Genomic DNA, 22736 nt, shown 5'->3' with positions numbered 1-22736 from the left:
CATGCATTGCCCGACCCGGCGCTCGGCTTGCGACAATGAGCACAAACAAAACCTTTGGACGGTTCGCCGCCGCGCGGGCGATCAGCATCGTCGGTGATCGGGTGGCCGACGTGGTGCTGCCGCTGGCGGTGCTGGCGGTGACCGGCTCGGCCGCGACGGCCGGGCTGATGGGAGCCGCCGCGCAGTTTCCCCAAGTGCTCGCGGCGCTGCATGTCGGCGTGCTGGTCGACCGACGCGACCGACGCTCGGTAATGATCACTGCGGACGTGCTCCGCGCCGCCGTCTATGTGGCGATCGGGCTGGAGATCGCCGTCGGTGGCTCACGCCTGCTGCCGCTGCTGCTGTTGGCGTTGGTCGGCGGGGTCGGTGACGCGATGTTCAACGCCGCCGCCGGGAGCTATCTACCCAGCATCGTGGACGACCGAGACCTGATGCGGGCCAACGGGCTCATAGAGGGTTCCGACGCGGCGGCCACCCTGACCGGTCCGGCGATCGGTGGCTGGCTGATGCAGCGGTTCGGTCCGCTGGTCGCCTTCCTCATCAACGCCGCCACCTTCCTGATCTCGGCGGTGCTGCTGTGGCGGCTGCCGGCCGGTCGCCCTGTCCAGAGCGACAAGGCCGACGACGAGCGCTCGGTGACCGCCGGGGTGCGGTTGGTGCTCCGCGACCGGCGGCAACGCGTCCTGCTCATCGGTGCCTGCTACATGCACCTGCTGGCCGCCGCGGCGTTTCTGCCGCTGCTCGTCCGGATGCGCGAGACCCTGCACCTCAGCCCGGCGACCGTGGGTCTGGTGATCTCCGCCGCCGGTGTCGGCGGGCTACTCAGCAGCCTGCTGCTGGCCCGGTGGACCCCCACCGGACGGTGGCCGGTGACGCTCGCCGCCATCCTCGCGGTCAACGGCGCGGCAGTGGGGGTGTTGGCGCTGCTGGCCGGACCGGTCTGGCTGGCCGTGGCCGTGCTGGCGCTGGACGCGGCCTCCGCGTTGGCCTTCATCATGGTGGCCACCGTCCGTCAGCAGATCACACCGGACGGTCTGCGCGGCCGGGTGATCACCGCCGCCACGGCGGTCACCGCCACGGTACGGATGCTCGCCATCGCCGGTATCGGCGCGTTGACCGATCTGTTCGGCCCCGACCCCGTACTGCTGGGGCTCGCCGGCATCGGGATTCCCTTCCTCGCCGTGCTGCTGTCGGCCGGTCCCGCCGACGTCGATCCAGCCTCGGTGCGGCGCCCACCGGCAGCGCCCGCCGACACCGACCCGTCCGGCCGATTGGAGTCGTCGTGACCGTGTTTCTGCCACCGCCCGACTTCCTGGACTCTCCTCGCGGGCGCGACCTGCTCCGGCCCGCCCGGTCCCGGGCTCCCGGACGCACCGACACCCTGCCGGATCGGGCGTCCGTCGCCGTGGTCGGTGGCGGGCTCGCCGCCATCGCCCTGGCCGGCACCCTGTGGCACGCAGGGGTAACCGATGTGGTCATCGTCGACCGGCAGGGGCGGCTGGGCGGCCGGTTCCTCGCCCGTGCCGACCTGCTCGGTCAGCGGGTTCTGCGTTCACCGTACGACCACCATCCGGGTGTGGAGGGCTACCGCGACTGCGAGCTACTGGACTTCGCCCGACTGCACTGGGACGCCCTGACCGATGTCGAGCGTCGCCAGGTACGCATGGCCCAGGCGGGGCACCGGTCGGTGGTGCCACTGGACGTCTTCGAGGCGTACTGCGACCACGTGGTGACGGCACACGGTCTTGCCCGGCGGACCTGGCGTGCCGAGGTGCGGCACGTGTCGCCCGGCCCGGACGAGGTGCTGGTCGAGACCTCGCTGGGTGACATCATCGCCGACACGGCGGTGCTCTGCACGGGTGAGGAACCGGTCGAGGCCCCGCCGACCTGGTGGCCGGAGCAGGACCGACCCTCGGGTGTGCACTACTGGTACGAGCCGGTGACCGACACGGCCGGCACCACGATCGTCGTCGGCGCCGGTCTGAGCGCGGCCCACCTGGTCGCCAACGCGCTCGCCGGCGGTGGGCGGGTGCGCTGGATCCTGCGGGCCGCCGCCGAGCACTACCAGTGCGCGGACGTCAACGCGTCGTTCTTCCGGGCCGAAGGACGAGCCCGCTTCCACGGCACATCCTGGCAGGACCGCCTCGACCTGATGCGCCAGCAGCGCCGGGCCTCGGTCATGTTCGAGTTCCGGCCAGGGTTCACCACTGCCGAGGCGCAGGGCCGGCTGACAGTGCACCGAGGAGTGGACGTCGTCAGGGTCCGCGCCCTGCCCGCTGGTGACACGGCGGTCGAACTCGCCGACGGCACCACCGTCACCGGCGACCGGGCGGTCCTGGCACTGGGTACCCGCGCGATGACCGGTGAAGGATTGCTGCCGGCCGAGGTCGTCGCCGTTCGGGACGGTTGGCCGGACCTGGACGAGACGACCCTGGCCTACTCGGCCGCGCCGCGGGTGCACGCGCTCGGCGCCGCCGCCTGCATGGTGCTCGGCCCGGCCGCGCGCAACATCGACGGCCACCGGGTCGGTGCTTCCCGAGTGGTCACCAGCATCCTCGCCCACCTCGCCGCCCCGGCTGCCGCCGGTTCGTCGTTCGACGCCGTGGAGCACGCCCATGCCTGAACCCACGTACGCCGATCCGAACACCTTCGACCTGCCGGACACCGACGCCGACCTGGTGGCCGAAGCCGGTCTGGTGTTGATGGGTCTCGACGCTCAGCGGCTGCTGGCCGTGCTCGGCACGGCGGCGATCACCGCCCATCCGGGCGCGAGCCTGCTGGCCGTGGACACGGCCTGGCACCAGGGCGACGTCCGGTTGCCATTCCCCACTGTGGTGGCCGCCGGCGTCGCCCAGTGGCGGCGGTACCGGCGGGCGCTGGCAGCGGCCGACGACGGCGTGCCCCGGTCGGGCGCTCCCCGCGAGGCCTGGGCGCGGACGCACGCGACCGCGCTCGACGCGCTGGGCACCGCCACCGCCGACACGACCAGCGCCGCCTTGGCCGTGTGCTGGTTCCGCAGGGAAGAGATCGACGGGTTTTGCGATGACCGGTGAGTTGAGCGCGTCGACCGTCGCCGTCCTGCGGGCCTGGGGGATGCCCGAGGACTTCACCGAACGGTACTGGCGTCGTGCGCCGGTCGCGGGACGCGCCGCGCAGGTGGTGCCCGGCCGACCGACGGCAGCCGACATCCAGGCGCTGTCCGGGCAGGCGCTGTCGGCGGACCGGGTCGCCGTCTCCACCGGTGGCCGGCTGCATCACCCGTCGGAGTACACGCACGAGCTGGTACTGGCCGGTCGGACGGTCAGCGGCGTCGTTGACCCGGCGCGGCTCACGGCGCTGGTCGACGCTGGCGCCACGACCGTGCTGGCCAACCTGGAGCACTGGATGCCCCAGGTGACGGAGCTGGCCGCGACGCTGGCGGCCGATTTCGGCTGCGAGGTGCAGGCGCACGTGTTCCGAACCGCCGCCGGGCACGCCGGTCTCACGCCGCACATCGACGGTGAGGACAACTTCCTGCTGCAGATAGACGGAGCCAAGGCCTGGTCGCTGTGGCGCACCGACAGCCAGCAGCCGGTCCACCTGAACCCGGACACGCTCGGTCCACCGACGGTGACCGTCACGTTGACGGCCGGAGACACCCTCTACATTCCGGTCGGTTGGGCCCACGCTGCGGTCGCCACCGATGGTGGCTCCACCCACATCACCTACCAGGTGGTGCCGGTGCCGGTGCTGGACGCGGTGCTCGACCAACTCGCAGCGGCACTCGAACCGGTGTTGGCGGACGCTCTGCTGCCTGCCCCGGGCGGCTCGCCGCTGCCCGACGGGGTGGTGGCCGGCCTGGTGGATGCCATCTCGGCGGGCTTGCGCGGCCAGGCCGGTGCGGACCATGACAGCCGCCCGGACGGGCCGTATCGCTGACGTCCGACGGTGTCACAGCGGGGTGGGCAGGACGCGGACGGCGGCGGTGCGGGACCATTCGGCCAGCAGCAGGGTGGCGTCGTCGTCGGGTGCGCCGCCCCGGTGCTCGGCGACGGCGCGCGCGAGTCGGCGTACCGCCTCGGGTGCCGGCAGCCCGGTGGCGGCCTGCCGTTCGGCGAAGTCGACCAGGCGGGGCAGACCGAACGGCTCACCGGTGCGCACCCCGGCCTCCGGCACCCCGTCGGTGAACAGCAGCAGCTGGTCGCCGGGTTCGAGGATCTCCTCGCCGACGCGGGCGGCGGTGTCGGGGATGCCCAGCGGCAGTCGCCGGCCGGCGCGCAGCTCCCGGACCATTTTCCCGCCGCGCAGCAGCAGCGGCCTCGGGTGCCCGGCGTTGACATACCGCAGCAGACCGGTCTCCAGGTCCAGGTCGGCGAGGAACGCGGTGACGAACCGGGCGTCGGTGAACTGGTCGGTCAGCGACGCGTCGGCGGTGCGGCCCTGGGTGACCAGATCGTGGCCGCAGCGGCGGGCCGACCGGACGGCGGCGATCACCGTCGTGCAGGCCAGGCCGGCTTTCAGGCTGTGCCCGACCGCGTCGAAGATCGCCAGGAAGGCGTGGTCGCCGTCGATGGCGTAGTCGAAGCCGTCGCCGCCGACGTCGTAGCAGGGTTCGAGGACGGCGCTGACGGTGATCCGTCCCGTGGCGGCGGTCAGCGGCGGCAGCACCTGCGACAGCAGTTCCCCGGCGACGGTCGCCGACCGGGACCGGCCGACCAGCCGCAGATGGTCGCCTTTCGGCCGGGTAGCGGTGATCAAGTGCCCGATCAGCCCGGCGACGGTTTCGCAGCGGCGGCGGGTGTGCCGGCCGGCGGCGTCGGCCGGGTCGTCGAAGACGTACTCGATGACGCCGAGCCGGTCGGTGCCGTCGACCATCGGAATCCACCACGCCGGGGCGTTCAGCGCGGGGATCGACTCGACAAGGGTGAAGGCCCGTCCGGCGACGGACCCTTCGACCGGTTGCGGCTGCGGGTCGGCCCGGCCCGGCACCGGTACGGGCCGCAGCGTGTGCTGCTCCTCGTCGGCCAGGTAGATGGTGGCGTGCACGCCGAGAGTGGCCATCACGTCGGCGAACGCGCCGCCCAGCTCGTCGGGCTGGAACAGGTGGGAGCGCAGCAGCACGTCGCTGAGCGCGTCGAGCCACTGTCGTTCCGGCGTGCGTTCCACGGCCGCCACCCTACGACGTGGCATGTCCGATAGATTGCGTCCGGTCGGTACACGTCTCGTGGGAGCGGGGACACCGTGGTTGTCGCAGGTCTGGTCCTCGCCGGTGCGGCGGCGCTGATCCACGGCTACATCTTCTACCTCGAATCGGTGGTGTGGACCGCGCCGCGTACCCGCGCGGTGTTCGGAGTTCGCAGCGAGCAGGACGCGCTCACCACCCAGGCCCTTGCGTTCAACCAGGGTTTCTACAACCTGTTCCTGGCGGTCGCGGTCGTCGCCGGCATCGTCGCGGTCGCGACCGGGGCCACCGCCATCGGCGCGACCCTGGTGTTCACCGGCGCCGGCACGATGCTCGCCGCCAGCCTGGTCCTGGTGGTCTCCCGGCCGGCGATGCTGCGCGCCGCGCTCATCCAGGGGCTGCCGCCGCTGCTGGGCGTGGTCGCCCTGGCGGTCGGGCTCACCGGCTGACCGGACCCGGCTCACCGTCTGACCCACTCCGTACGGCAGGCCAGTCGCTGACCGGTGGTCTGCGAACCGATGTCGGGTCACGAACACCAGAAGTGTCACTGATCCGACGATTCTTCGGCGCAAATAGCACCGTACCGCTACATTTTTCAGCCAGACAGGGCCTGCGCGGACGGAAACCTGGTCGGCAAATGGTTCGCGGCGCTGCCGGCGGCCGTGACACGGTGTGCCTCGCCCGACACCGGAGGGGCGAACCGCAACCACACCTGAGGAGACACCTCGTGAACACCAGCAGACGGACGGTCCTCGGCCTGCTCGCCACCGCGGCGGTCGCCGGACCCCTGGCGACGCTGCCGGCCACCCCGGCGGCCGCCGCCGACATCTACACCTCGAACACCGACCTGTACTCGGATCCGAACCTGGCCGAAGGGGTCGACTACGCCCGCCGCTACCGCCGGCATCCGCTGCTCGACAACTCCGACGCCACCGCGACGCCGTTTCCGCGTACCGCGATCATCGCCCCGCACGGCGGCGGCATCGAAGGCGGCACCTCGGAGCTGTGCCTGGCGATCGCCGGCTACCACCCGGCGAACCTGGCGGCGACCCCACCGGCCGGCCCGACGTACGACTACTGGATGTTCGAAGGCATCCGCTCGTCCGGCAACGCCGAACTGCACGTCACCGCCAGCCACTGCGACGACGTCCCGGCGTTGTCGGTGGCGGCCGGCGCGCTGAACGTCGTCACCCTGCACGGCTGCACCCCGGGCACCGCCGGGCTGCCGTCGGGCGCGCAGGCCGTCGCCGTCGGCGGACGCAACGCGGCGTTGCGGGCCGCGCTGATCACCGCCTACACCGCGGCCGGGATCAGCGCGTTCGACGCCACCGGCATCCCGGCGATCGCCGGCACGTCGACCGACAACATCGTCAACCGGACGCTGCTCGGCATGGGCGCCCAGCTGGAGCTGACCACGCCGCTGCGGGCGGCGATGTTCGGCACCAACACCCGCTCCCAGCGCAAGCACACCACCAACACGCTGTTCTGGGACTTCGTGGCGGCCACCCGCACCGCCATCGCGCAGATCGAAGCGACGCAGCCGATCCTGTGACGCCACCGCGACACCCCGCCCCGCTCCCGGGTCACAGCACCCGGGGCGGGGTGTTGCCGGCGGCGACGATCGCCCGGCGCATCGGCACCGCCAGCAGCAGCACGAACCCGACCACAAAGAAGATCAACAACGAGACCAGACCGACCCGGTACGAGTTCGTCAGCTGGAACACCAGCCCGAACGCCAACGGCCCCAGCCAGCTGGTGCCCTTGTCGCTGATCTCGTAGAAGCCGTAGTACTCGCCTTCCTTACCGGCCGGGATCAGCTGGCTGAACAGTGACCGGCTCAACGCCTGGGAGCCGCCGAGCACCAGCCCGATCGCCGCGCCGAGCGCCATGAACTGCGCCGGCGCCTCAGCCGGCAGCCGGAACGCCGCCACGATCACCCCGGTCCACAGCACCAGGCTGCCGAGCACCGTCTTCCACGCGCCGATGCGCTGCGCGACCGCCCCGAGCAGCAGCGCCCCACCGAACGCCAGGAACTGCACCAGCAGGATCGTCACGATCAGCGTCGACTGGCCCAGCCGCAGCTCCTCGGTGCCGTACTGGCTGGCCAACGCGATCACCGTCTGGATGCCGTCGTTGTAGACAAGGAACGCCAGCAGGAAGAACAACGTCAACGGGTACGCCTTCAGCCCGCGCACCGTACGGCCCAACTGTTTGAACCCGTCGGTGAGTACGTTGCCGCCGGGCCGGGCGTCGACCGCCGGATGCTCCCGCAGCCACGCGAGGGGCACCAGGGTGAACACCGCCCACCACACGCCGGCCGACACGATCGACCAGCGGGCCAGGTCCAGGGTGCGCTGCGTGTCGCCGTCGACGCTGAACGACTGCACCACCACCAGGTTGACGGCCAGCAGCAGCCCACCACCGAGGTAGCCGAGCGCCCAGCCCCGGCTGGAGATCCGGTCCCGGTCGTCGGGGCCGCCCAGCTGCGGCAGGAACGAGTTGTACACCACCACGCTGGCGCCGAACGCGATGTTGGCCAGGACGAACAGCCCGCCGCCGAGCAGGTAGCGGTCCCCGGTGACGAACACCATCGCTACGGTCGCCCCGGCACCGACGAACGCCGACACCGCCAGCAGCCGCTTCTTGTGCATCGACCGGTCGGCCAGCGCGCCCATCACCGGCAGCACCAGCACCGTCAACGCCACCGACAGCGACACCAGGTACGGGAAGTACGCCCCCGGCGCCACCTCGATACCCAGCGGGTACACCGACCCGGTGCACTCGTCGGCGTCGGCCGCGCAGCCGGCCGCCTGTTTGGTGACCGTGGTCAGGAACGGCCCCAGGAACACGGTGATGACGGTGGTGGAGAACGCCGACATCGCCCAGTCGTAGAAGTACCAGCCGGTGCGTTCCCGCCGGGTGCTCGAGGGCGCCGCACCGGGCGGCGCCGCACCGGGCGGCACGGGCGCGGGCCCGGTGGGTGGGCCGCTGGGTGGCTCGGTGGGGTCGGCCATCGGATCCTTCACAGTCGGTCAGCGGGCGGTACGGTCCGCGTCGACCCGCCGGTCGGGCGGCCAGTGGCCACGGGCGAGGTACACGTCACGCAACACCTCGACGTGATCGGTCATGATGCCATCCACCCCGAGGTCCAGTAACTCGTGCATCTGGGCGGGTTCGTCGATCGTCCAGACATGCACCTGCAACCCCAGCCGGTGGCAGTACGCCACGAACCGGGCGTCGACCACCCGTACCCGGTTGAACCGCACCGGCACCTGCGCGGCCACCACCGACGACGGCAGCCGCAGCCGCCGGCCGGTCAGCGACCCGACCCGCAGCCGGGTCACCGCCTGCATGCCCAGCGACGTCGCCACCCGACCACCGGTCGATGTCCGCAGCCGGTGCAGCCGCCGGTCGGAGAACGACGCCAGCAGCACCCGGTCGGCGGCGGCGCACCGGTCGACCGCCGCCAGCGTCGGCGCCACCCCGCCGTCGGCCTTCACGTCGATGTTGAACCGCACCCGCGGCCAGCTGTCGAGCACGTCGTCGAGCCTCGGCACCACCGACGCGCCGCCGACCCGCACCGTGGCCAGGTCCGCCCAGCGCAGCCGCGCGATGCTGCCCCGCTCGCCGGTCACCCGGTCCAGCGTCGGATCGTGGAACACCACCGCCACCCCGTCGGCGGTGCCGTGCACGTCGGTCTCCACGTACCGGTAGCCGAGCCCGACGGCACGGCCGAACGCCTCGGCGGTGTTCTCGTCACCGCGGGCCGCGCCGCCCCGGTGCGCGAACGCGATCGGAGCCGGCGAGTCCAGGTACGCGAACCGGTGCGACACGCAGCGCAGTATGCCCGCCGCCGGCAACCTGCGGGCGTACGGCAGGTTGCGCGACGCCGACCGGTGACCGGTGCGGGCCGCCGCGGCGCCGGCAGTAGGGTGCCCCCATGCGGGCTCTCGGCATCGACTTCGGCACCTCGAACACGGTGGCGGTGGTACGCGGCGGCGACGGCCGGGTGCGGCCGCTGCTGTTCGACGGCACCCCGCTGCTGCCGTCGGCGGTGTACCGCGACGCCGACGGGCGGCTGCTCGTCGGCGCGGACGCGCACCGCCGCGCCCGCATCGACCCGTCCGGGTTCGAACCCAACCCGAAACGCCGCGTCGACGACGGCACGGTGCTGCTCGGCGACGCCGATGTTCCGGTGCCGCAGCTGGTCGCCGCCCTGCTGCGGCACGTCGCCGCCGAGGCCCGCCGCCAGCTCGGCGGCGTCGACGAGGTCCGGCTGACCCATCCGGTGCGGTGGGGGGAGCGGCGCCGGATGGTCCTCGTCCAGGCCGCGCACGCCGCCGGGCTGCCCCGCCCGACGCTGATCGCCGAACCGGTCGCCGCCGCCTCCTACTACACGTCGGCGCTGGGCGCGGCGCTACCGCCCGGACGGGCGTTGGCCGTCTACGACCTGGGCGGCGGCACCTTCGACGCCGCCGTGGTCCGGCGTACCGCCACCGGGTTCGACGTGCTCGCCGAACAGGGCCTGGCCGAACTCGGCGGCCTCGACTTCGACCAGGCGCTGGTCGAACATCTCGGCGGCGTCTACTCACCCAGCCGCACGACCGTGTGGAACGGTCTGGTCGCCCCGGCCGACACCGGGTCGCGGCGGGCCCGCGCCCTGCTCTACGACGACGTCCGCGGCGCGAAGGAGACGCTGTCCCGCACGGTCAGCGCCGACGTGCACCTGCCGGCGCTGGACATCGCCGCCCACGTCACCCGCGACGAACTGGAGTCGCTGATCCGCGACCACCTGGCCCGCACCGTGACGTGTCTGGCGCAGACGGTCGCCGCCGCCGGGCTGGCCCCGGCCGACCTGGTCGGCGTGTTCCTGGTCGGCGGTTCCAGCCGGATCCCGCTCGCCGCGCAGCTGATCCACACCGAACTGGGGGTGACACCGACCACCCTGGAGCAGCCGGAGACCGTCGTCGCCGACGGCGCGCTGCGCCTCGGCGCCACCGCCTGCACCGGCCTGCCCGGCCCGCGTCCACCGGCCCCGATGTCACCGGCGCCGACGCCGGTTTCGCCGCACCTGATGCCGATGTCGCCGCACCCGGTGTCGGCACCGTCCGCGCCGGACCGCCCCTGGTACGACGAACACGGCCCGGTCCTGGTGGCCGCGCTGGCCACCATGGTCGGCATCGCCGTCGTGGTCGTCGTGGTGCTGCTGCTCAGCTGACCAGGGCAGGGCCCGGGACCACATGAGGTCACGGTGTGGTCCGGTCCAGCACGGCGGTGACCGCGCCCGGCTGCCGCGGTGCGGTCCGCTCCCCGGTGCCTGTGGTGCGTCGCGCATCCTGCAGCGGAACGAAACAGGCGACAGCGACAGCCAACCCGAAACGAAGGTTGCCGACAACGGCGTCGCCGAACAGATCACCGCCGACCGAGGTGACCGGGGCAATCATCATGAAGGCTACAGACATCGACCATGCGGCGTTGTATTTCCGATTGACCGACACCGCGCACAGCGCCGCAAACACCAACCAGATCTGATGATGCGTCCACGACACCGGGGAAACAACGAGACCCGCCGCGCCGACAATCACCGCAGCCGTCAGGTTCCATCCCCGTCGGGATGCGCGTACCGCACGGTAGAAGGCTATTCCGACTACCAGGAGGCCGAGTCCGCCAACCACCAGGGTACGAGCATCGTCAGCTACGTCGAATCTCAACAACACCGCGTTGAGCGACTGATTTCCGATGGAAACGATGTTCCCAATCCGGTCGACACTCCAGATCTCGGTGAACCAGAAACGAATCGACTCGGCGGGCAGGATCAACCAGGCCAAGGCGGTCGACGTCAGAAAGGCGGCACATGCGGTGACCGCCTTCCGCCATTGGCCAGAAACGCACCAGTAGGCGATGAAAATCGCGGGTGTGAGCTTGATGGCCGAGGCGACACCGGTCGCGACTCCTCGGTATCTTACCGGGACGATGTCCAGGCAGTCAATCAGAACCAGAACGCCCAGGAAGAAGCTGATCTGACCGAAACGGATATTGCTGGACACCGGTGCGGACAGAAATAGCAGGAGACAGACGATCGGCAAGGCTGGCAGCACGGCGAGGCGGCCGGCAATTGCATTACGAAGCAGACACCCCGCGAAGACGACAGCGGTCAGCGTGGCGGCCGTCCACAGGACCTGGATGACGGCTTCCGGGAAGATGGCAATTGTGACGAACAGCAGTCCCGCAAACGGCGGATATGTGAACGGAGCCCCGTCATGGCCGGAGAACCCGTACAGATCTCCGCCGTGCAACATGAGACGAACGGCGCCCCAGTAGACATTGAGGTCAGTAAGACGCTCGCCTGGTGGTCGGAGAAACGCGCCCGCCACCTGGCCGGCGGCGGCGGCAATCACGAACGTCCAAGCCGCGATCACCGCGACGTTGCGTCGCTTGGTGGTGCCCTGACGCGCCAGCTGGATCCGCACTGTGACCCCCGAACGTAGCGACCTCGACCTTCGAGTCGATACTAGACTACCTGCGATGTGATATCGCCGCGCGGCGCCACCCTTGCTGCATGGGTGAACCCGAGGATTGCGAATAGCCTGGTCATGTTGTGCGCGATCCATCGGGGCCACTTTGAGGTGGTCCCTCCAAGCGAACGTAAAGGATCAGTCAGGGGTCGCGCGCCGAGGCTGGAACGCGAGGCCCGCTCGAGTGTTTGTGTCGACCGTCTGGGCTGATTCGCGGAGGACCCTGGCCGCAGCCCGGGATCTTGGGATGGGAGTGGTCGACCGTTGCCGGCAGCACGAAAGGCCCCGTCGCGGTGCAGGTCGCCCAGTACGACCAGTGCGCGTGGGCTGCCGGTGCGGCATGATCACACCGCCGCCAGGCCGAGGGTGCTGGTGGGGGCGGGCGGCTGCGGCTGGAACCCGGTGGCCATCGCTGTCATGATCGCTACCAAACTGCGCCGCCAACCCGTTCGCCCACCTTGTGCGCCCAGCCTGCGACGCGCCTACTGTCCAATTCACCGGAGCCGCCGAGGTCACCTCCGTCAAGATCTTGGATGATGACACCCTGCAAGAGTCAGAAACGCACCTTTAGAAAACCGGGCATATCAGGATAGAGCGTCTTCATTGACGTTGAAATGCAACTCATCACAAGCTTCGTGTTCCCTTTTGCTGAACTCACGAAATCGACGACGTTTTGCTCCAACTTGGAAACAGCTACCCCGTTCGACTCCAGACATTCCGCAGTCACGTCGCGAAGCTCAATCGTCATACTTTGGTCATGCGCCTCCACATATGCCGGCTCAATGTGCGATAGATGGTCAACATTGCAGTCCTCAACCGTCGCGCTCCATAAACCGGGATCCCCTTCAGGTGTGATGTCGAATAGCAACGTCAGGCCGTCGATTGGACTCTGGACCGGATCGGTAACGCGGTAGCCGGAATTTCGAACACAGGAGACGTATTTGTCAATTGCCTGAACGTATTCGTCAGCTGAGACAACGCCGTCGGCCAGTGCCCAATCTTGACTTTCGGGATAGTTCTCACCTGAGACCGGCTCGCTCGAGGGGCTTTCCTCAGCCCCTCGAGCGCAACCGGCCACAAGCGCGACACCCAGTACGATTGTCAGTGTGCGCTTATGAAACATGGCACTGTCAGCTGTAGGTAACGTTGCAGTTGTCACAACCCCAGTGCATGCCACTGCCGAAGCCTGCGGAGTCCGTGCGCGAGGTGTAGGCATATGATGACGTACCGTACACGCGCGGCCAAGTGTAGCCGTCCGATGCGCGCAACCCAGCGCTGAGGCGCCCCGAGCAACTCCCACTCACCTTTGACGTTTCCGCCCAGGCGAAGGTGCTGCTGTAGCGCCCGCTCGCCACCCAGTTCGTTCCGCAGCTACGACTTACTTCTCTGTTGTTCCCAATCGCTTGAGCGGGGGCCGCCGGCAGCATGGCACCGACGACTGCGACGGCGGCAGCTATCGCCGCCAACGACATGGAGCGTCCCATTGACTTCCCCACGGGCTCATCCTTTCGTTCCTCGAGATCATTTCTTGCGGCACCCGAACCACGGGCACTTACTACTTGGGATAGCTGCAGCTAGTTGAACCGTAACAGCCGTTCTCGCACACAGCCAACCGGTGGGCGATGAAATTGATCTGAACAAGGAAAGTCAATGTCATTGAGATGACCTGCTTCGCATTATGATCATTGACCTCAAGGTGGGGATTTCCTGCGAGTGGTGCCTCTTGAGCTGAGTCGATGAGCCGCTGCGTCAAAATTTTCCAGGCAATTTCATGGCAGCGTAAAAACCATTAAACTGAGATTTTGAATTTTGATCGACAGGGCCGATAAATTGATCTCGCGCTACCCCGCCGGTTGGGGCGTTCGCCGCAGACGTCGACCTGCGATCGGACCCGACGTAGGTGGTAGTGGGCCGTCGTACCCGATGATCGGTGGCTGTGGTGGTCGAGGCTGCGTCGGACAGGCACCTGCTCATCCGGTCCGCAAGCTCATCTTGTCGGTCAACGACTCGTTAGGACCGCCGGTGATCCCGTAACCACCTGCTCGCCGAGCTGGCCACCGACCCCACATAGGACAGATGCCCCACCGCGCTGGCGTCGACGTGGCCGCCGCCAGTGGCGCCGGATCGGACACATCCGGTGGCACCGGCTGGCGCCGACGCGGGACAATGACCGTATGAGTGACGCCAGCGCACCCTCGGGCACCTTCGTCTACGACGGCGACTGCGCGTTCTGCACCATGTGCGTCCGGTTCATCGAACGCCGGGTGCCCACCGACGCCACCGTCGTGCCGTGGCAGTGGACCGACCTGGCCGCGCTGGGGCTGACCCGCGACCAGGCGATGACCGCCGTGCAGTGGGTGCCGGCCGGCGCGGCCGGCTCGGCCGCCGGGCCGGCGGCGATCGCCGCGCTGCTGCGTACCAGCAACCCGCTGTGGCGGGCCGCCGGCGCCGTCCTCGGGCTGCGGCCGGTTACCGCCCTGGCCTGGCCGGTGTACCGGTGGGTCGCCGACAACCGGCACCGGCTGCCCGGTGGCACCGCCGCCTGCGCCGTACCGCCGGCCGCGGCACGCTGACTCTGCCGCCCGGTCGGTCGGCTCCGGGACCGGGCCGTGTCCTGATCCCGCCCGGTCAGGTTCCGGACCAGAACCGGGCCAGCGCGCCGGTCGCCGGGTCGTCGCTGGCCAGCAACGCCGCCCACAGGTCACCGCCGCCGGCGGCGTCCACCCCCGCGTAGCCGGCCAGGTCGACCGGGTCGACCGGGTCGACGTGCGGCACCGGCCCGCCCACCGGGCCGCCGCCACCGAGCAGCTGTGGGTCCGCCCACGGCCAGCCGTCGACCGGTGTCGGCACCCCCGCCGGGTCCAGTTGCGGCGGGAACTGCGCCTCCGGCCACCCGTCGGCCCCCGCCGGCACGTCCGGGTCGACCCCGGGCAGCGGGTCCGCTACCCCGAAACCCTGATCCTCCGTCGGCGCCGCACCGAACCCGGCGTCCACCGGCTCCACACCGGACAGGTCGTCGCCGTAGCCCAACGCCGGCACCGCGTCACCCCCGCCGTACCCGCCGTCTCCGGTCAGGTCGTCGCCGTCCGGCGGATCGGCCGCCCCAAACCCTTCCACCGGGTCGGCGGCGCCGAACCCTTCCACGGCCGGGCCGCCCGACCCGTCGTCGGCCGGACCACCCAGGTCGGCGGTGTCGGCGTCGTCACCGGTCGGGTCGTCCCCGGTCCAGTCACCGAACTCGCTGGTCATCGCGGCACCGCCTCCGCTGTCGGGGTCAACACCCGGGCCCGGGCCAGCACCTCGTCGACCTGCTTCACCCGCGCCCGGACGGCGTCGCGGCGGGCCTGCGCGGCCGACCGTCGCCGCGCCCGGTCCGCCTTGTCCCGCGCCAACGCCGCGTCGATGTCGGCGATGTGCGCGTCCAACTGAGCCAACCGCCGCTCCACGGCGTCGTCCAACGCCACCGTCAACGCGTACTGCAGGTCGGTGAACCGCTGCGCCAGCTCGTCGGTCAACGCCGCCCGCGCCTCCCCGAGCACCTCCCGCAGCCACACCCGGGCCTGCTGCCGGTCGCTGGCGACCCGCCGCCGGAACAGGATGAACGCGCCGGCGGCCAACCCCAGACCGAGACCGGCGACCGGGATCAGCAGCCCACCGCCGACCAACGCCCCGGCGCCCAACGCCGACGCGCCCGCCGCGACCCCCCGGCCGGCCATGAACGCCATCCCACCGGCCGACAACGCCACCATCACGTTGTCGCCGCCGCCGCCGTCACGGCGCGGCCGGGTCGCCAACGCGTGCCGCAACGTGCCGTTGATCCGCTGCAGGACGAACTGCAGCTCAGCCGGCGCGAACACCTGCGCCAACGTCCGCTCGGCGACCTTGTGGAACCGGAACCGCAGATCGTAGGACAACTGCAGCGACAACGCGTGCAACGCCCGGTCCACCTCGGCCGGCAGAGCCTTCAACGCCTCCCCGCGGGCCGCGTCGATCCGGGTCAGGAACTGCTCCTGCAACCCGCCGACCGCAGTCCGCAGCCGGCCCGTCGCCTCCACCCGGGCCCGCTGCGTCTCCGTGTTCAACGCCAGCGACCACTGCCGCGCCTCGGTCCGTTTCCGCGCCGCCAACCCGGCCCGGTCCCGCTTCGCCCGCTCCACCTCCGCCGGATCCGGGTCACAGGCGGCGACCCGCTCCCCGGCGGCCAGATCCAGCCGGACCAGTTCGCTGCGCACCGTCCGCAGCACGTTCGCCTGGGCCAGCAGATGCCCGTTGCCGGCCAACCCCACCAACGCGTGCTGCAGCGGCGCCACCCGCGACTCGTCGACCAGCTCACCGGCGGCCTCCGCCGGCAGCGTCAACGCCAACTCGGCCAGCCGCGCCGACACCGGGAACCAGGCGGCGGACGCGAACCTCGGCGCGTGCGCCTGCAACTGCGCCCGGTTGTCGGCCAGGATCGTCCGCCACCCCGGATAGGCGTCGACCTTCGTCAACGCGAACACCACCACGTCGACCCGTTTGCTCGCCTCGATGAGGAAGTCCAGCTCCGGCCGGGTCAACGGCGTCGACGCGTCGACCACGAACAGCAGGGCTGCCGCCCGTGACACCGCGTCCAACGCGATCTCGGTGTGCGCCGGATCCAGCCCGCCGGCACCCGGGGTGTCCACCAACGTCAGATACTGCAGCAGCGGCGCCGGGCAGGTCACCGCGATCCGCCGGGGCGGGCGCATCCCGTCCGGCAGCGCCGCCGCCACCGTCGCCCAGTCCGCCAGCCGGTCCACCGGCACCGGCACCGGCTCGTCGTGGCCCGGCACGAACGCCTGCGCCGACGTCGCCGCCCCGTGACCGAACTCCAGGTACGCCGACGTCGCCACCGCCGCGTCCACCGGCGACAGACCCGTCACCCCGATCAACGCGTTCACCAGCGAACTCTTGCCCCGCTTCGTCTCACCGACGACCACCACCGACGGCCGGGTCACCTCCCGACGCCGCTGCGCGTCGATCTCCGCCGCCGCCTCCGAGTCCAGGGTGCGGACGAACCCGAGACACGTGTCGACCGCCCCGGACAGCAGCGCACCCAACGCCGCCGGGCCGCCGCTCACCGCGACACCGCCCGCACCTGCTGCGACAGCAGATGAAACCCACGGTGGGCGACCAACGCCACCCGCGACTGCGCCGGCGACGCCCCGGCGACCGCGAACACCCGCCACCGGGTCGCCGCCTCCACCGCCGCCGCCGACAACTCCTGCGCCGCCGAGCCCGGCAGCTCCAGCACCCAACGCGGATCCGCCGACAACGCCAACCGGGTCAACTCCCGCTCCATCGGCTCCGGCAACTCCACCGCGCCCGTCGTCACCTGCTGCGCCACCTCCAACAGCCGCAGCCGGTGGTACTCCGGCTGGTGCAGCAGCCGCTCCACCGCGTCCCGCAGCAACTCCCGGTCACCCGGATGCGCCGTGTGGCTGGCCACCTTCTCCAGGCACGACAACGCCCACCCGGCCTTGATCGCATCGGTACGCCACCGGAACGCCTCGTCCAACGTGTGCCGCAGCCGCGCGAACCCCGACGCCGCGTACAACGCCCGCACCAGATCCCCCGACGCCAACTGCGGCGACGCCTGCAGCTGCGCCACCGCGAACCCCACCCCGTACAGGTCCAGCAACGCCAGCAGCCGCTCACGCTGCTGACGCGGCACCGGAGCCTCCCGCGACACGAACAGGTCCACCGACGCCAGCAGAACCGCCCGCTGCGCCGCCGGCAACCCGGCCAACGTCCGCAGCGCCTCACAGTCGGCCGCCGTCAACCGGCCCGCCTCGGTCGTCTCCGCCAACAGCCCCACCGTCGGCACCACATCGGACACCACCCGCCGCAGCACCCGGGTCTGGTCGGCCGACAACGGCGCCGCTACCGGCCACGGATCCGCCCCACCGGCCACCAACTTGTCGACCTTGTTGAACAGGCCCACCGAGTTGATCGGACTGCTCGACAGCCGCGCCGACACCGACCGGAACGCCTCCAACGCCCGCACGTCGTCGTCGCGGACCGCCTGGGTGAACACGTACACGATCGCCTCGGCCCCGGACACCGCCCCGACCGAGTCACCGTCGATGCCGGCGTCGAACGGCGCCGTGTCGTCCACCACCGGGCCGCCGTCACCGCCCGGCGCGCCGGCCTGCCCGGCGAACAGGAACCGCCGCGCCGACTCGCTCACCCCGGCGCTGGTCGACGACAACCCCGGCGTGTCGATCACCGTCATTTCCCGCAGCCGGTCACTGGTCAACGTGACGTCGACGAACGCGACCTGCGCCCGCGGCACCCCCAGCCGCTGCGGAATCACCCCAGTCGCGTCCAGCGGCAGACTCACCCGGGCGCCGTCCCGGCGTACCACGTCGACCCGGTCGGCCGTGCCGTACCGGAACTGGGTCACCACCCGGGTGCACTCACCCACCTCCGTCGGCGCCACCCGCCGCCCGATCAACGCGTTGACCAGCGTCGACTTGCCGGCCTTCAACCGGCCGGCGATCGCCACCCGCAGCGGCTCGTCCAGCCGCCGCCGCACCCGCAGCACCTCACCGCCGGCGGCCGCGCTCACCCGGGGACCCACTTCGTCACACAACGCGGCGACCCGGCCACTCAACGGACCGGCGTTCACGGCCGACCCCCCGCCGCCCGGTCAACGGCGACGACGGGCATCCGACGGCGGCACACACTCATCTCGCTGGTCGTCCTCCCGACAGCACGGCACCCGGTGGTGCGCCCACCACCGGCATCCACCGTACGAATATCCTCACCGGCGCAGGATCCCATGTTCGTGCCAACCTCGCCCGGCGGGGCCACGAGCCGTAGCGGGGGAGGAGGACAAGTGCGGCACCCAGCCGGCGGACACCCCGCCCGCACCCGACCCGACGGCACCACCGCCGGCGGCAGCGTCCCCACCGGGACCGTCGCCGACGCCGTGGCAGCCGCCACGCAACGGCTGACCCGCCCCGGGATCGTCATCCTGACCGGGCCACCCGGCAGCGGACGCAGCACCCTGCTGCGCCGGGTCGCCGCCGCAGCCACCGGGCCCGTCCACACCGGCGGCGGCCTCGCCGCCCTCGGCCACGTCCCGGCGTTCCCCCTCAGCCACGCCCTGCGGGTACGGCTGCCCGGCCACGACACCGCGCTGCTCGCCGAAGCCGTCCGTTCCCGGGTCCGCCACGGCCTGCTCGTCCTCGACGACCTGCAGTGGGCCGACCCGGCGACCGTCGCCGCCCTGCCCGGCGTCGCCCGGCACTGCCGGGTCGTCGCCGCCCTGCGCACCCCGCACCAGCTGCCCGACGCCGCGCTCGACCCGCTGCGCGGCGACACCGGCCTGTGGCTGACCGTGCCGGCACCCGACCCGGACACCCTCGCCGACCTGATCCGCCGCACCGCACCCGCACTCGACCCGACCACCGTCGCCGCAGTGGCCCGCCACGCCGGCGGCAACCCGCTCGCCGCCACCGCCCTGGCCCGCCACGCCGCCCGTACCGGCACCCCACCCACCGCCGGCGTCCCCGGCGGCGGCGACCTCGACCAGGTCGGCTACGCCGTCGCCGCCGCACTGGCCGCCCTCACCCGCCCCGCCCGCACCGCACTGGCCGCCCTCGGCCTGCTCGGCCACGGCGCCCCGGCGGCCCTGCTCGGCGACGGCGTCACCGAACTCGCCGCCGCCGCCCTGGTCCACACCGCCGACGACGGACTGGTCACCCCGACCTCGCCGTACCAGGCCGCTGTCGCCGCCGGTCTGCTCGACGACCCGGCCCGCCGCGCCCTGCACCGCCGCCTCGCCGACCTCGTCACCGACCCGCTGGCCGCCGCCCGGCACCTCGCCGCCGCCGGTGACACCACCACCGCCTACCGGCGGGCGGTCACCGCCGCCGACACCGCCGCTACCGGCGGCGCCCGCGCCGAGCTGCTGCTGTTCGCCAGCGCGCAACCCGACGCCACCGAACCGGTCCGCCGCGCCGCCGCTTCGGCCGCGCTGCCCGCCGGGCGGCCCCGCCGCGCCGCCGACCTGCTCACCGGTGGCGCCCTGCCCACCCCCGACACCGCCGTGCTGCGCGCCGAGGCACTACTGCAGGCCGGCGACCCGACCGCCGCCCGCGCCCCCGCCGCGCCGGTGCCCGACGACGCCCCACCACCGGTGGTCGCCGCCCGCGACCGGGTCCTGCTGCTCGCCGACCTGGCCACCGACCCCACCTCCGCCGCCGCCCGCGCCACCACGATCACCCGCCGGCACGGACCCGAACCGGCCCACCTGGGGCTACGTGCCGCACTCGCCGCCACCGCCGCCGCCGGACGCCGACCCGGCTGGGAGTACGCCCTCGCCGGCACCGCAGCGGCCGCCGGCGCCGCCGGTGACCTGCTCACCGCCCGGTGGACCGCCTGGCATCTGGTGCAGACCCTCGCCGGTGACGGGCGACTCACCGAGGCCGCGCAGACGGCGCAGGCGGCGGCTGCCGCCTGCGCCGCCGACCTCGCCTACAGCTGGCAGGTCCGGTTCACCGCCGCCCGGCTGTGGTGCCTCGCCCTGCGCGGCGACCCGACCGGACCGCCCCCGAGCCCGACCGCCGACGGCACCGGTCCAGCCGTCGCCCCGCAGCCCGGAGACGATGCCGGGCTGCCACCGGCGGTCGGCGACGACCTGCTGCGCGCCGCCGTCGACCTGACCGACCGCACCCTGCCGGCCGCCGCCCGCGACTACGCCGTCGCCGCCGCCGGCCTGCTCGAAGCCGACGGCGGCCTGCTCGCCCCGGCCCGCGCCCGGCTCACCGGTGCCCCCGGCATCCCCAGCACCACCACCGCCGTGCTGGACTGGGTGGCCCGGGAAGCCGCCTGGCTCGACGGCCAACCGGACCAGGCCACCACCGGGGCACCCCACGCCCCCGTACCGCCGCTGGTCGACGGGCTGCGGCGGATCACCGCCCACTGGGCCGCGCACGACGGCGCCGGACCCGCCACCCTGCCGGACGGCACTCCGGCGGCGGCGTTGCCGCCGCCGGCCGCGGCCACCGTCACCGCGTGGACCGCCGGCGACCCACGGCAGTTCGCCCACGCCGCCGACACCTGGCGCGACGTCGCCGTCCGCGAGCAGGTCCGCTGCCTGCTCGCCCATGGCCTGCACGAACCCGACCCCGCTCAGGCGGTGCCCGCCCTGCTGGCCGCCGAGTCCCTCGCCGACCACGCCGGACTGGTCGTCCTGCTCGGCCGGGTCCGTCGCGCCCTGCGCCGGCACGCGGTCCGCCGCGACGAACGCGGCCCCCGCAGCGGCGACCTGCTCACCGTGCGGGAACGCGACGTGCTGCGGCTGGTCGCCCAAGGCGAACCCACCCGCCGGATCGCCAACCAACTCGGCATCTCCACCGAAACCGTGGAAACCCACGTCCGCGCCGGAATGCGTAAACTCGGTGCCCGCACCCGCACCGAGGCCGCGGCCCTGGCCATGGAGCCCGACCGATGAGCGACCCGCCGCGCTACGTCCTCGACAGCGCCGCCGACGCCACCACGGTGCTGCGCCGACTGACCCGCGACGGCTGGACCACCCGGGAAGGGTTCGCCGTCACCGACCCGACCTGGGACCTCACCACCGCCCGGCTCGCCCTGTACGGGCGGGTCCCGGACACCGACACCGTCGCCCTGGTGGTCCTCGCCGCCGCCCGGGGCGCCGCCGTCGTCGCCATTTGCGACCCGGCCGGTGACCTCGGCCGCGCCCTGGTCGACGACCTGTCCCGCCTCGGCCCGGTGCTGCGCCACGCCGAGGCCGACCCGCCGGATGCGGCAGCCACCGACACCGTCACCCTCGTACCCGAGCAGCGGGCCCTGCTGGAACGGCTCGCCAACGGCGAGACCATCGCCGCCGCCGCAGCGGCCGAGTTCCTGTCGCTGCGTACCGCGAACCGGCGCATCGCCCAGGCCCGCGCCGCCCTCGGGGTCCGCACCACCCGCGAGGCCGTCCTCGCCTACCTGCGGCAACGACCGGCACCCTGAGCCGGCGCGGGGCGTTCACGCCCGGTCACATCCGCGGTCAGGTCGCGTCCGGAGCCGGGTCGGCCTGGTCGGCATCGTCGTCGGCCAGCACGTCGGCGGTCGCCGCGTCCGGTACCACGGCGCCCCGGCCGCGCCGGTGCCGCCGGCTCAGGTCCACCGGCCGGGTGGGGTCGACATGCCGGGGCATCGCCGGCTCGTCGGGCCGCAACCCGGCCAGGGTGTCGGTGATCGCGTCCACGATCCGCACCGTCGCCCGCTGCGCGGCACCCGGGCGGGCCGGGTCGATCCCGGACAGGTCCACCGGCGGTCCGAACCGGACCGTGACCACCGGACGGCGCAGCATCGACCGCAGCACCGCCCGGCCCAGGCCACGGGGTGCCGCCCACGGCAGCACCGCGTGCGCCCCCCACTGCGCCACCGGCACCACCACCGCGCCGCTGGCCAACGCGAGCCGGGCGGTGCCGGTCTTGCCGCGCTCCGGCCACATCTGCGGGTCCAGCCCGATCCGCCCCTCCGGGTACACCAGGACCACCGAACCGTCGGCCACCGCACGCGCGGCCGACCCCAACGCCTCGGCGACCGTGCTGGTCCGCCGGTCCACCCGGATGTGCCCGGCCCGGCGCATCACCGCGCCGACCAGTGGCGCCCGGAACAACCCGCCGGTGGCCAGCACCCGGGGCGCGACCCGCCGCGCCTGGCAGGCGGCGGCCAGCACGACCGGATCGAACGGGCTGATGTGGTTCGCGGCCAGGATCAGCGGGCCGTCGCGTACCTCGTCGGGAACGTCGCCGCTGACCCGTAGCCGGGCGACCAGCGCGACGACCAGCCGGGCGGTGACCTGCAGCACCCGCCACAGCAGCGGGGCCCGCCAGCGGGGCGGTGAGGCAGCGGTGTCGTCCATCGACCGTCGATCGTCGCACAGCGGGGCGCGCCGGTGGGTCCCGCTGTTCGGGGACACCGGCGCGGGCGGGGGGACGGACGTCCCGGGGGAGAGGGGACCTCCGACCCTGGCCGCCAAAACGACAGGTTGTAGTATGTACTACGCTTCGTAG

At 72.3% G+C, this 22736-nt stretch carries 18 protein-coding genes and 1 pseudogene; 10 read left to right on the top strand and 9 right to left on the bottom strand.

The window, feature by feature from the left end:
* Window positions 1-35 precede the first annotated feature (35 nt).
* The 4 genes from ACFHWT_RS09720 to ACFHWT_RS09705 are packed head-to-tail and all read left to right on the top strand — an operon-like array spanning window position 36 to window position 3918.
* Entirely contained in the window at window positions 36-1286 is a 1251-nt protein-coding gene (locus tag ACFHWT_RS09720) for an MFS transporter (RefSeq protein ID WP_416594270.1), read from the top strand.
* On the top strand, window positions 1283-2623 hold the full coding sequence (locus tag ACFHWT_RS09715) for an FAD/NAD(P)-binding protein (RefSeq protein ID WP_416594269.1): 1341 nt from the start codon (window positions 1283-1285) through the stop codon (window positions 2621-2623). The genes ACFHWT_RS09720 and ACFHWT_RS09715 overlap by 4 nt, the downstream gene beginning before the upstream one ends.
* Complete coding sequence (locus ACFHWT_RS09710) at window positions 2616-3053, top strand: DUF6187 family protein (protein WP_416594268.1); 438 nt, start codon at window positions 2616-2618, stop codon at window positions 3051-3053. The genes ACFHWT_RS09715 and ACFHWT_RS09710 overlap by 8 nt, the downstream gene beginning before the upstream one ends.
* Window positions 3043-3918, top strand: coding sequence for a JmjC domain-containing protein (locus ACFHWT_RS09705; protein WP_416594267.1), 876 nt, complete (start codon window positions 3043-3045; stop codon window positions 3916-3918). The genes ACFHWT_RS09710 and ACFHWT_RS09705 overlap by 11 nt, the downstream gene beginning before the upstream one ends.
* A 12-nt stretch (window positions 3919-3930) precedes the next feature.
* On the opposite strand, the gene ACFHWT_RS09700 is transcribed toward ACFHWT_RS09705, so the two are convergent.
* Window positions 3931-5145: a PP2C family protein-serine/threonine phosphatase gene (locus tag ACFHWT_RS09700; protein ID WP_416594266.1), complete on the bottom strand. Its 1215-nt coding sequence runs from the start codon at window positions 5143-5145 to the stop codon at window positions 3931-3933.
* A gap of 75 nt (window positions 5146-5220) precedes the next feature.
* Between ACFHWT_RS09700 and ACFHWT_RS09695 the strand changes: the two genes are divergently transcribed.
* Entirely contained in the window at window positions 5221-5610 is a 390-nt protein-coding gene (locus ACFHWT_RS09695) for a DUF1304 domain-containing protein (RefSeq protein ID WP_416594265.1), read from the top strand.
* 278 nt (window positions 5611-5888) lie between these two features.
* A complete protein-coding gene (locus ACFHWT_RS09690; RefSeq protein WP_416594264.1) occupies window positions 5889-6713 on the top strand; it encodes a poly-gamma-glutamate hydrolase family protein in 825 nt (274 codons plus the stop codon).
* Between the two features lie 31 nt (window positions 6714-6744).
* Here ACFHWT_RS09690 and ACFHWT_RS09685 read toward each other — a convergent pair whose 3' ends face one another.
* Window positions 6745-8175, bottom strand: a complete 1431-nt coding sequence (locus ACFHWT_RS09685; protein ID WP_416594263.1) for an MFS transporter — start codon at window positions 8173-8175, stop codon at window positions 6745-6747.
* A gap of 18 nt (window positions 8176-8193) precedes the next feature.
* Window positions 8194-8994, bottom strand: a complete 801-nt coding sequence (locus tag ACFHWT_RS09680; RefSeq protein WP_416594262.1) for a glycerophosphodiester phosphodiesterase family protein — start codon at window positions 8992-8994, stop codon at window positions 8194-8196.
* Between the two features lie 107 nt (window positions 8995-9101).
* Here ACFHWT_RS09680 and ACFHWT_RS09675 point away from each other — a divergent pair, with 107 nt between their 5' ends.
* Window positions 9102-10379, top strand: coding sequence for an Hsp70 family protein (locus ACFHWT_RS09675; RefSeq protein WP_416594261.1), 1278 nt, complete (start codon window positions 9102-9104; stop codon window positions 10377-10379).
* A gap of 28 nt (window positions 10380-10407) precedes the next feature.
* On the opposite strand, the gene ACFHWT_RS09670 is transcribed toward ACFHWT_RS09675, so the two are convergent.
* Together ACFHWT_RS09670 and ACFHWT_RS09665 are read right to left on the bottom strand one after the other, a co-directional pair.
* Complete coding sequence (locus ACFHWT_RS09670) at window positions 10408-11631, bottom strand: glycosyltransferase 87 family protein (protein WP_416594260.1); 1224 nt, start codon at window positions 11629-11631, stop codon at window positions 10408-10410.
* Between the two features lie 598 nt (window positions 11632-12229).
* Window positions 12230-12835, bottom strand: a complete 606-nt coding sequence (locus ACFHWT_RS09665) for a hypothetical protein (RefSeq protein WP_416594259.1) — start codon at window positions 12833-12835, stop codon at window positions 12230-12232.
* A gap of 1015 nt (window positions 12836-13850) precedes the next feature.
* On the opposite strand from ACFHWT_RS09665, the gene ACFHWT_RS09660 reads away from it, so the two are divergent.
* Entirely contained in the window at window positions 13851-14249 is a 399-nt protein-coding gene (locus tag ACFHWT_RS09660) for a thiol-disulfide oxidoreductase DCC family protein (protein WP_416594258.1), read from the top strand.
* 55 nt (window positions 14250-14304) lie between these two features.
* Here the strand turns inward: ACFHWT_RS09660 and ACFHWT_RS09655 are convergent, their stop codons facing one another.
* From ACFHWT_RS09655 to ACFHWT_RS09645, 3 genes are read right to left on the bottom strand one after another with little or no spacing between them, the layout of a single operon-like run.
* On the bottom strand, window positions 14305-14925 hold the full coding sequence (locus ACFHWT_RS09655; RefSeq protein WP_416594257.1) for a hypothetical protein: 621 nt from the start codon (window positions 14923-14925) through the stop codon (window positions 14305-14307).
* Entirely contained in the window at window positions 14922-16775 is a 1854-nt protein-coding gene (locus ACFHWT_RS09650) for a dynamin family protein (RefSeq protein ID WP_416594256.1), read from the bottom strand. Before ACFHWT_RS09650 ends, ACFHWT_RS09655 begins: the two co-directional genes overlap by 4 nt.
* Window positions 16772-18325 (bottom strand): dynamin family protein, encoded by a 1554-nt coding sequence (locus tag ACFHWT_RS09645; RefSeq protein ID WP_416594255.1) that lies wholly within the window; start codon window positions 18323-18325, stop codon window positions 16772-16774. The genes ACFHWT_RS09650 and ACFHWT_RS09645 overlap by 4 nt, the downstream gene beginning before the upstream one ends.
* Window positions 18326-18535: 210 nt before the next feature.
* On the opposite strand from ACFHWT_RS09645, the gene ACFHWT_RS09640 reads away from it, so the two are divergent.
* Both ACFHWT_RS09640 and ACFHWT_RS09635 read left to right on the top strand, forming a co-directional pair.
* Window positions 18536-21157: a LuxR C-terminal-related transcriptional regulator gene (locus ACFHWT_RS09640; RefSeq protein WP_416594254.1), complete on the top strand. Its 2622-nt coding sequence runs from the start codon at window positions 18536-18538 to the stop codon at window positions 21155-21157.
* On the top strand, window positions 21154-21684 hold the full coding sequence (locus ACFHWT_RS09635) for a LuxR family transcriptional regulator (protein ID WP_416594253.1): 531 nt from the start codon (window positions 21154-21156) through the stop codon (window positions 21682-21684). Before ACFHWT_RS09640 ends, ACFHWT_RS09635 begins: the two co-directional genes overlap by 4 nt.
* A 127-nt stretch (window positions 21685-21811) precedes the next feature.
* Here the strand turns inward: ACFHWT_RS09635 and ACFHWT_RS09630 are convergent.
* Window positions 21812-22585, bottom strand: a pseudogene (locus tag ACFHWT_RS09630) (lysophospholipid acyltransferase family protein); the annotation flags it as partial.
* Between the last annotated feature and the right edge of the window lie 151 nt (window positions 22586-22736).

The sequence above is a fragment of the Micromonospora sp. LOL_021 genome, from assembly GCF_048060215.1.
Taxonomy (GTDB): domain Bacteria; phylum Actinomycetota; class Actinomycetes; order Mycobacteriales; family Micromonosporaceae; genus Micromonospora_E.
The sequence above is the reverse complement of the archived record's forward strand: the minus strand, read 5'-3'. Positions and strand labels throughout refer to the sequence as shown.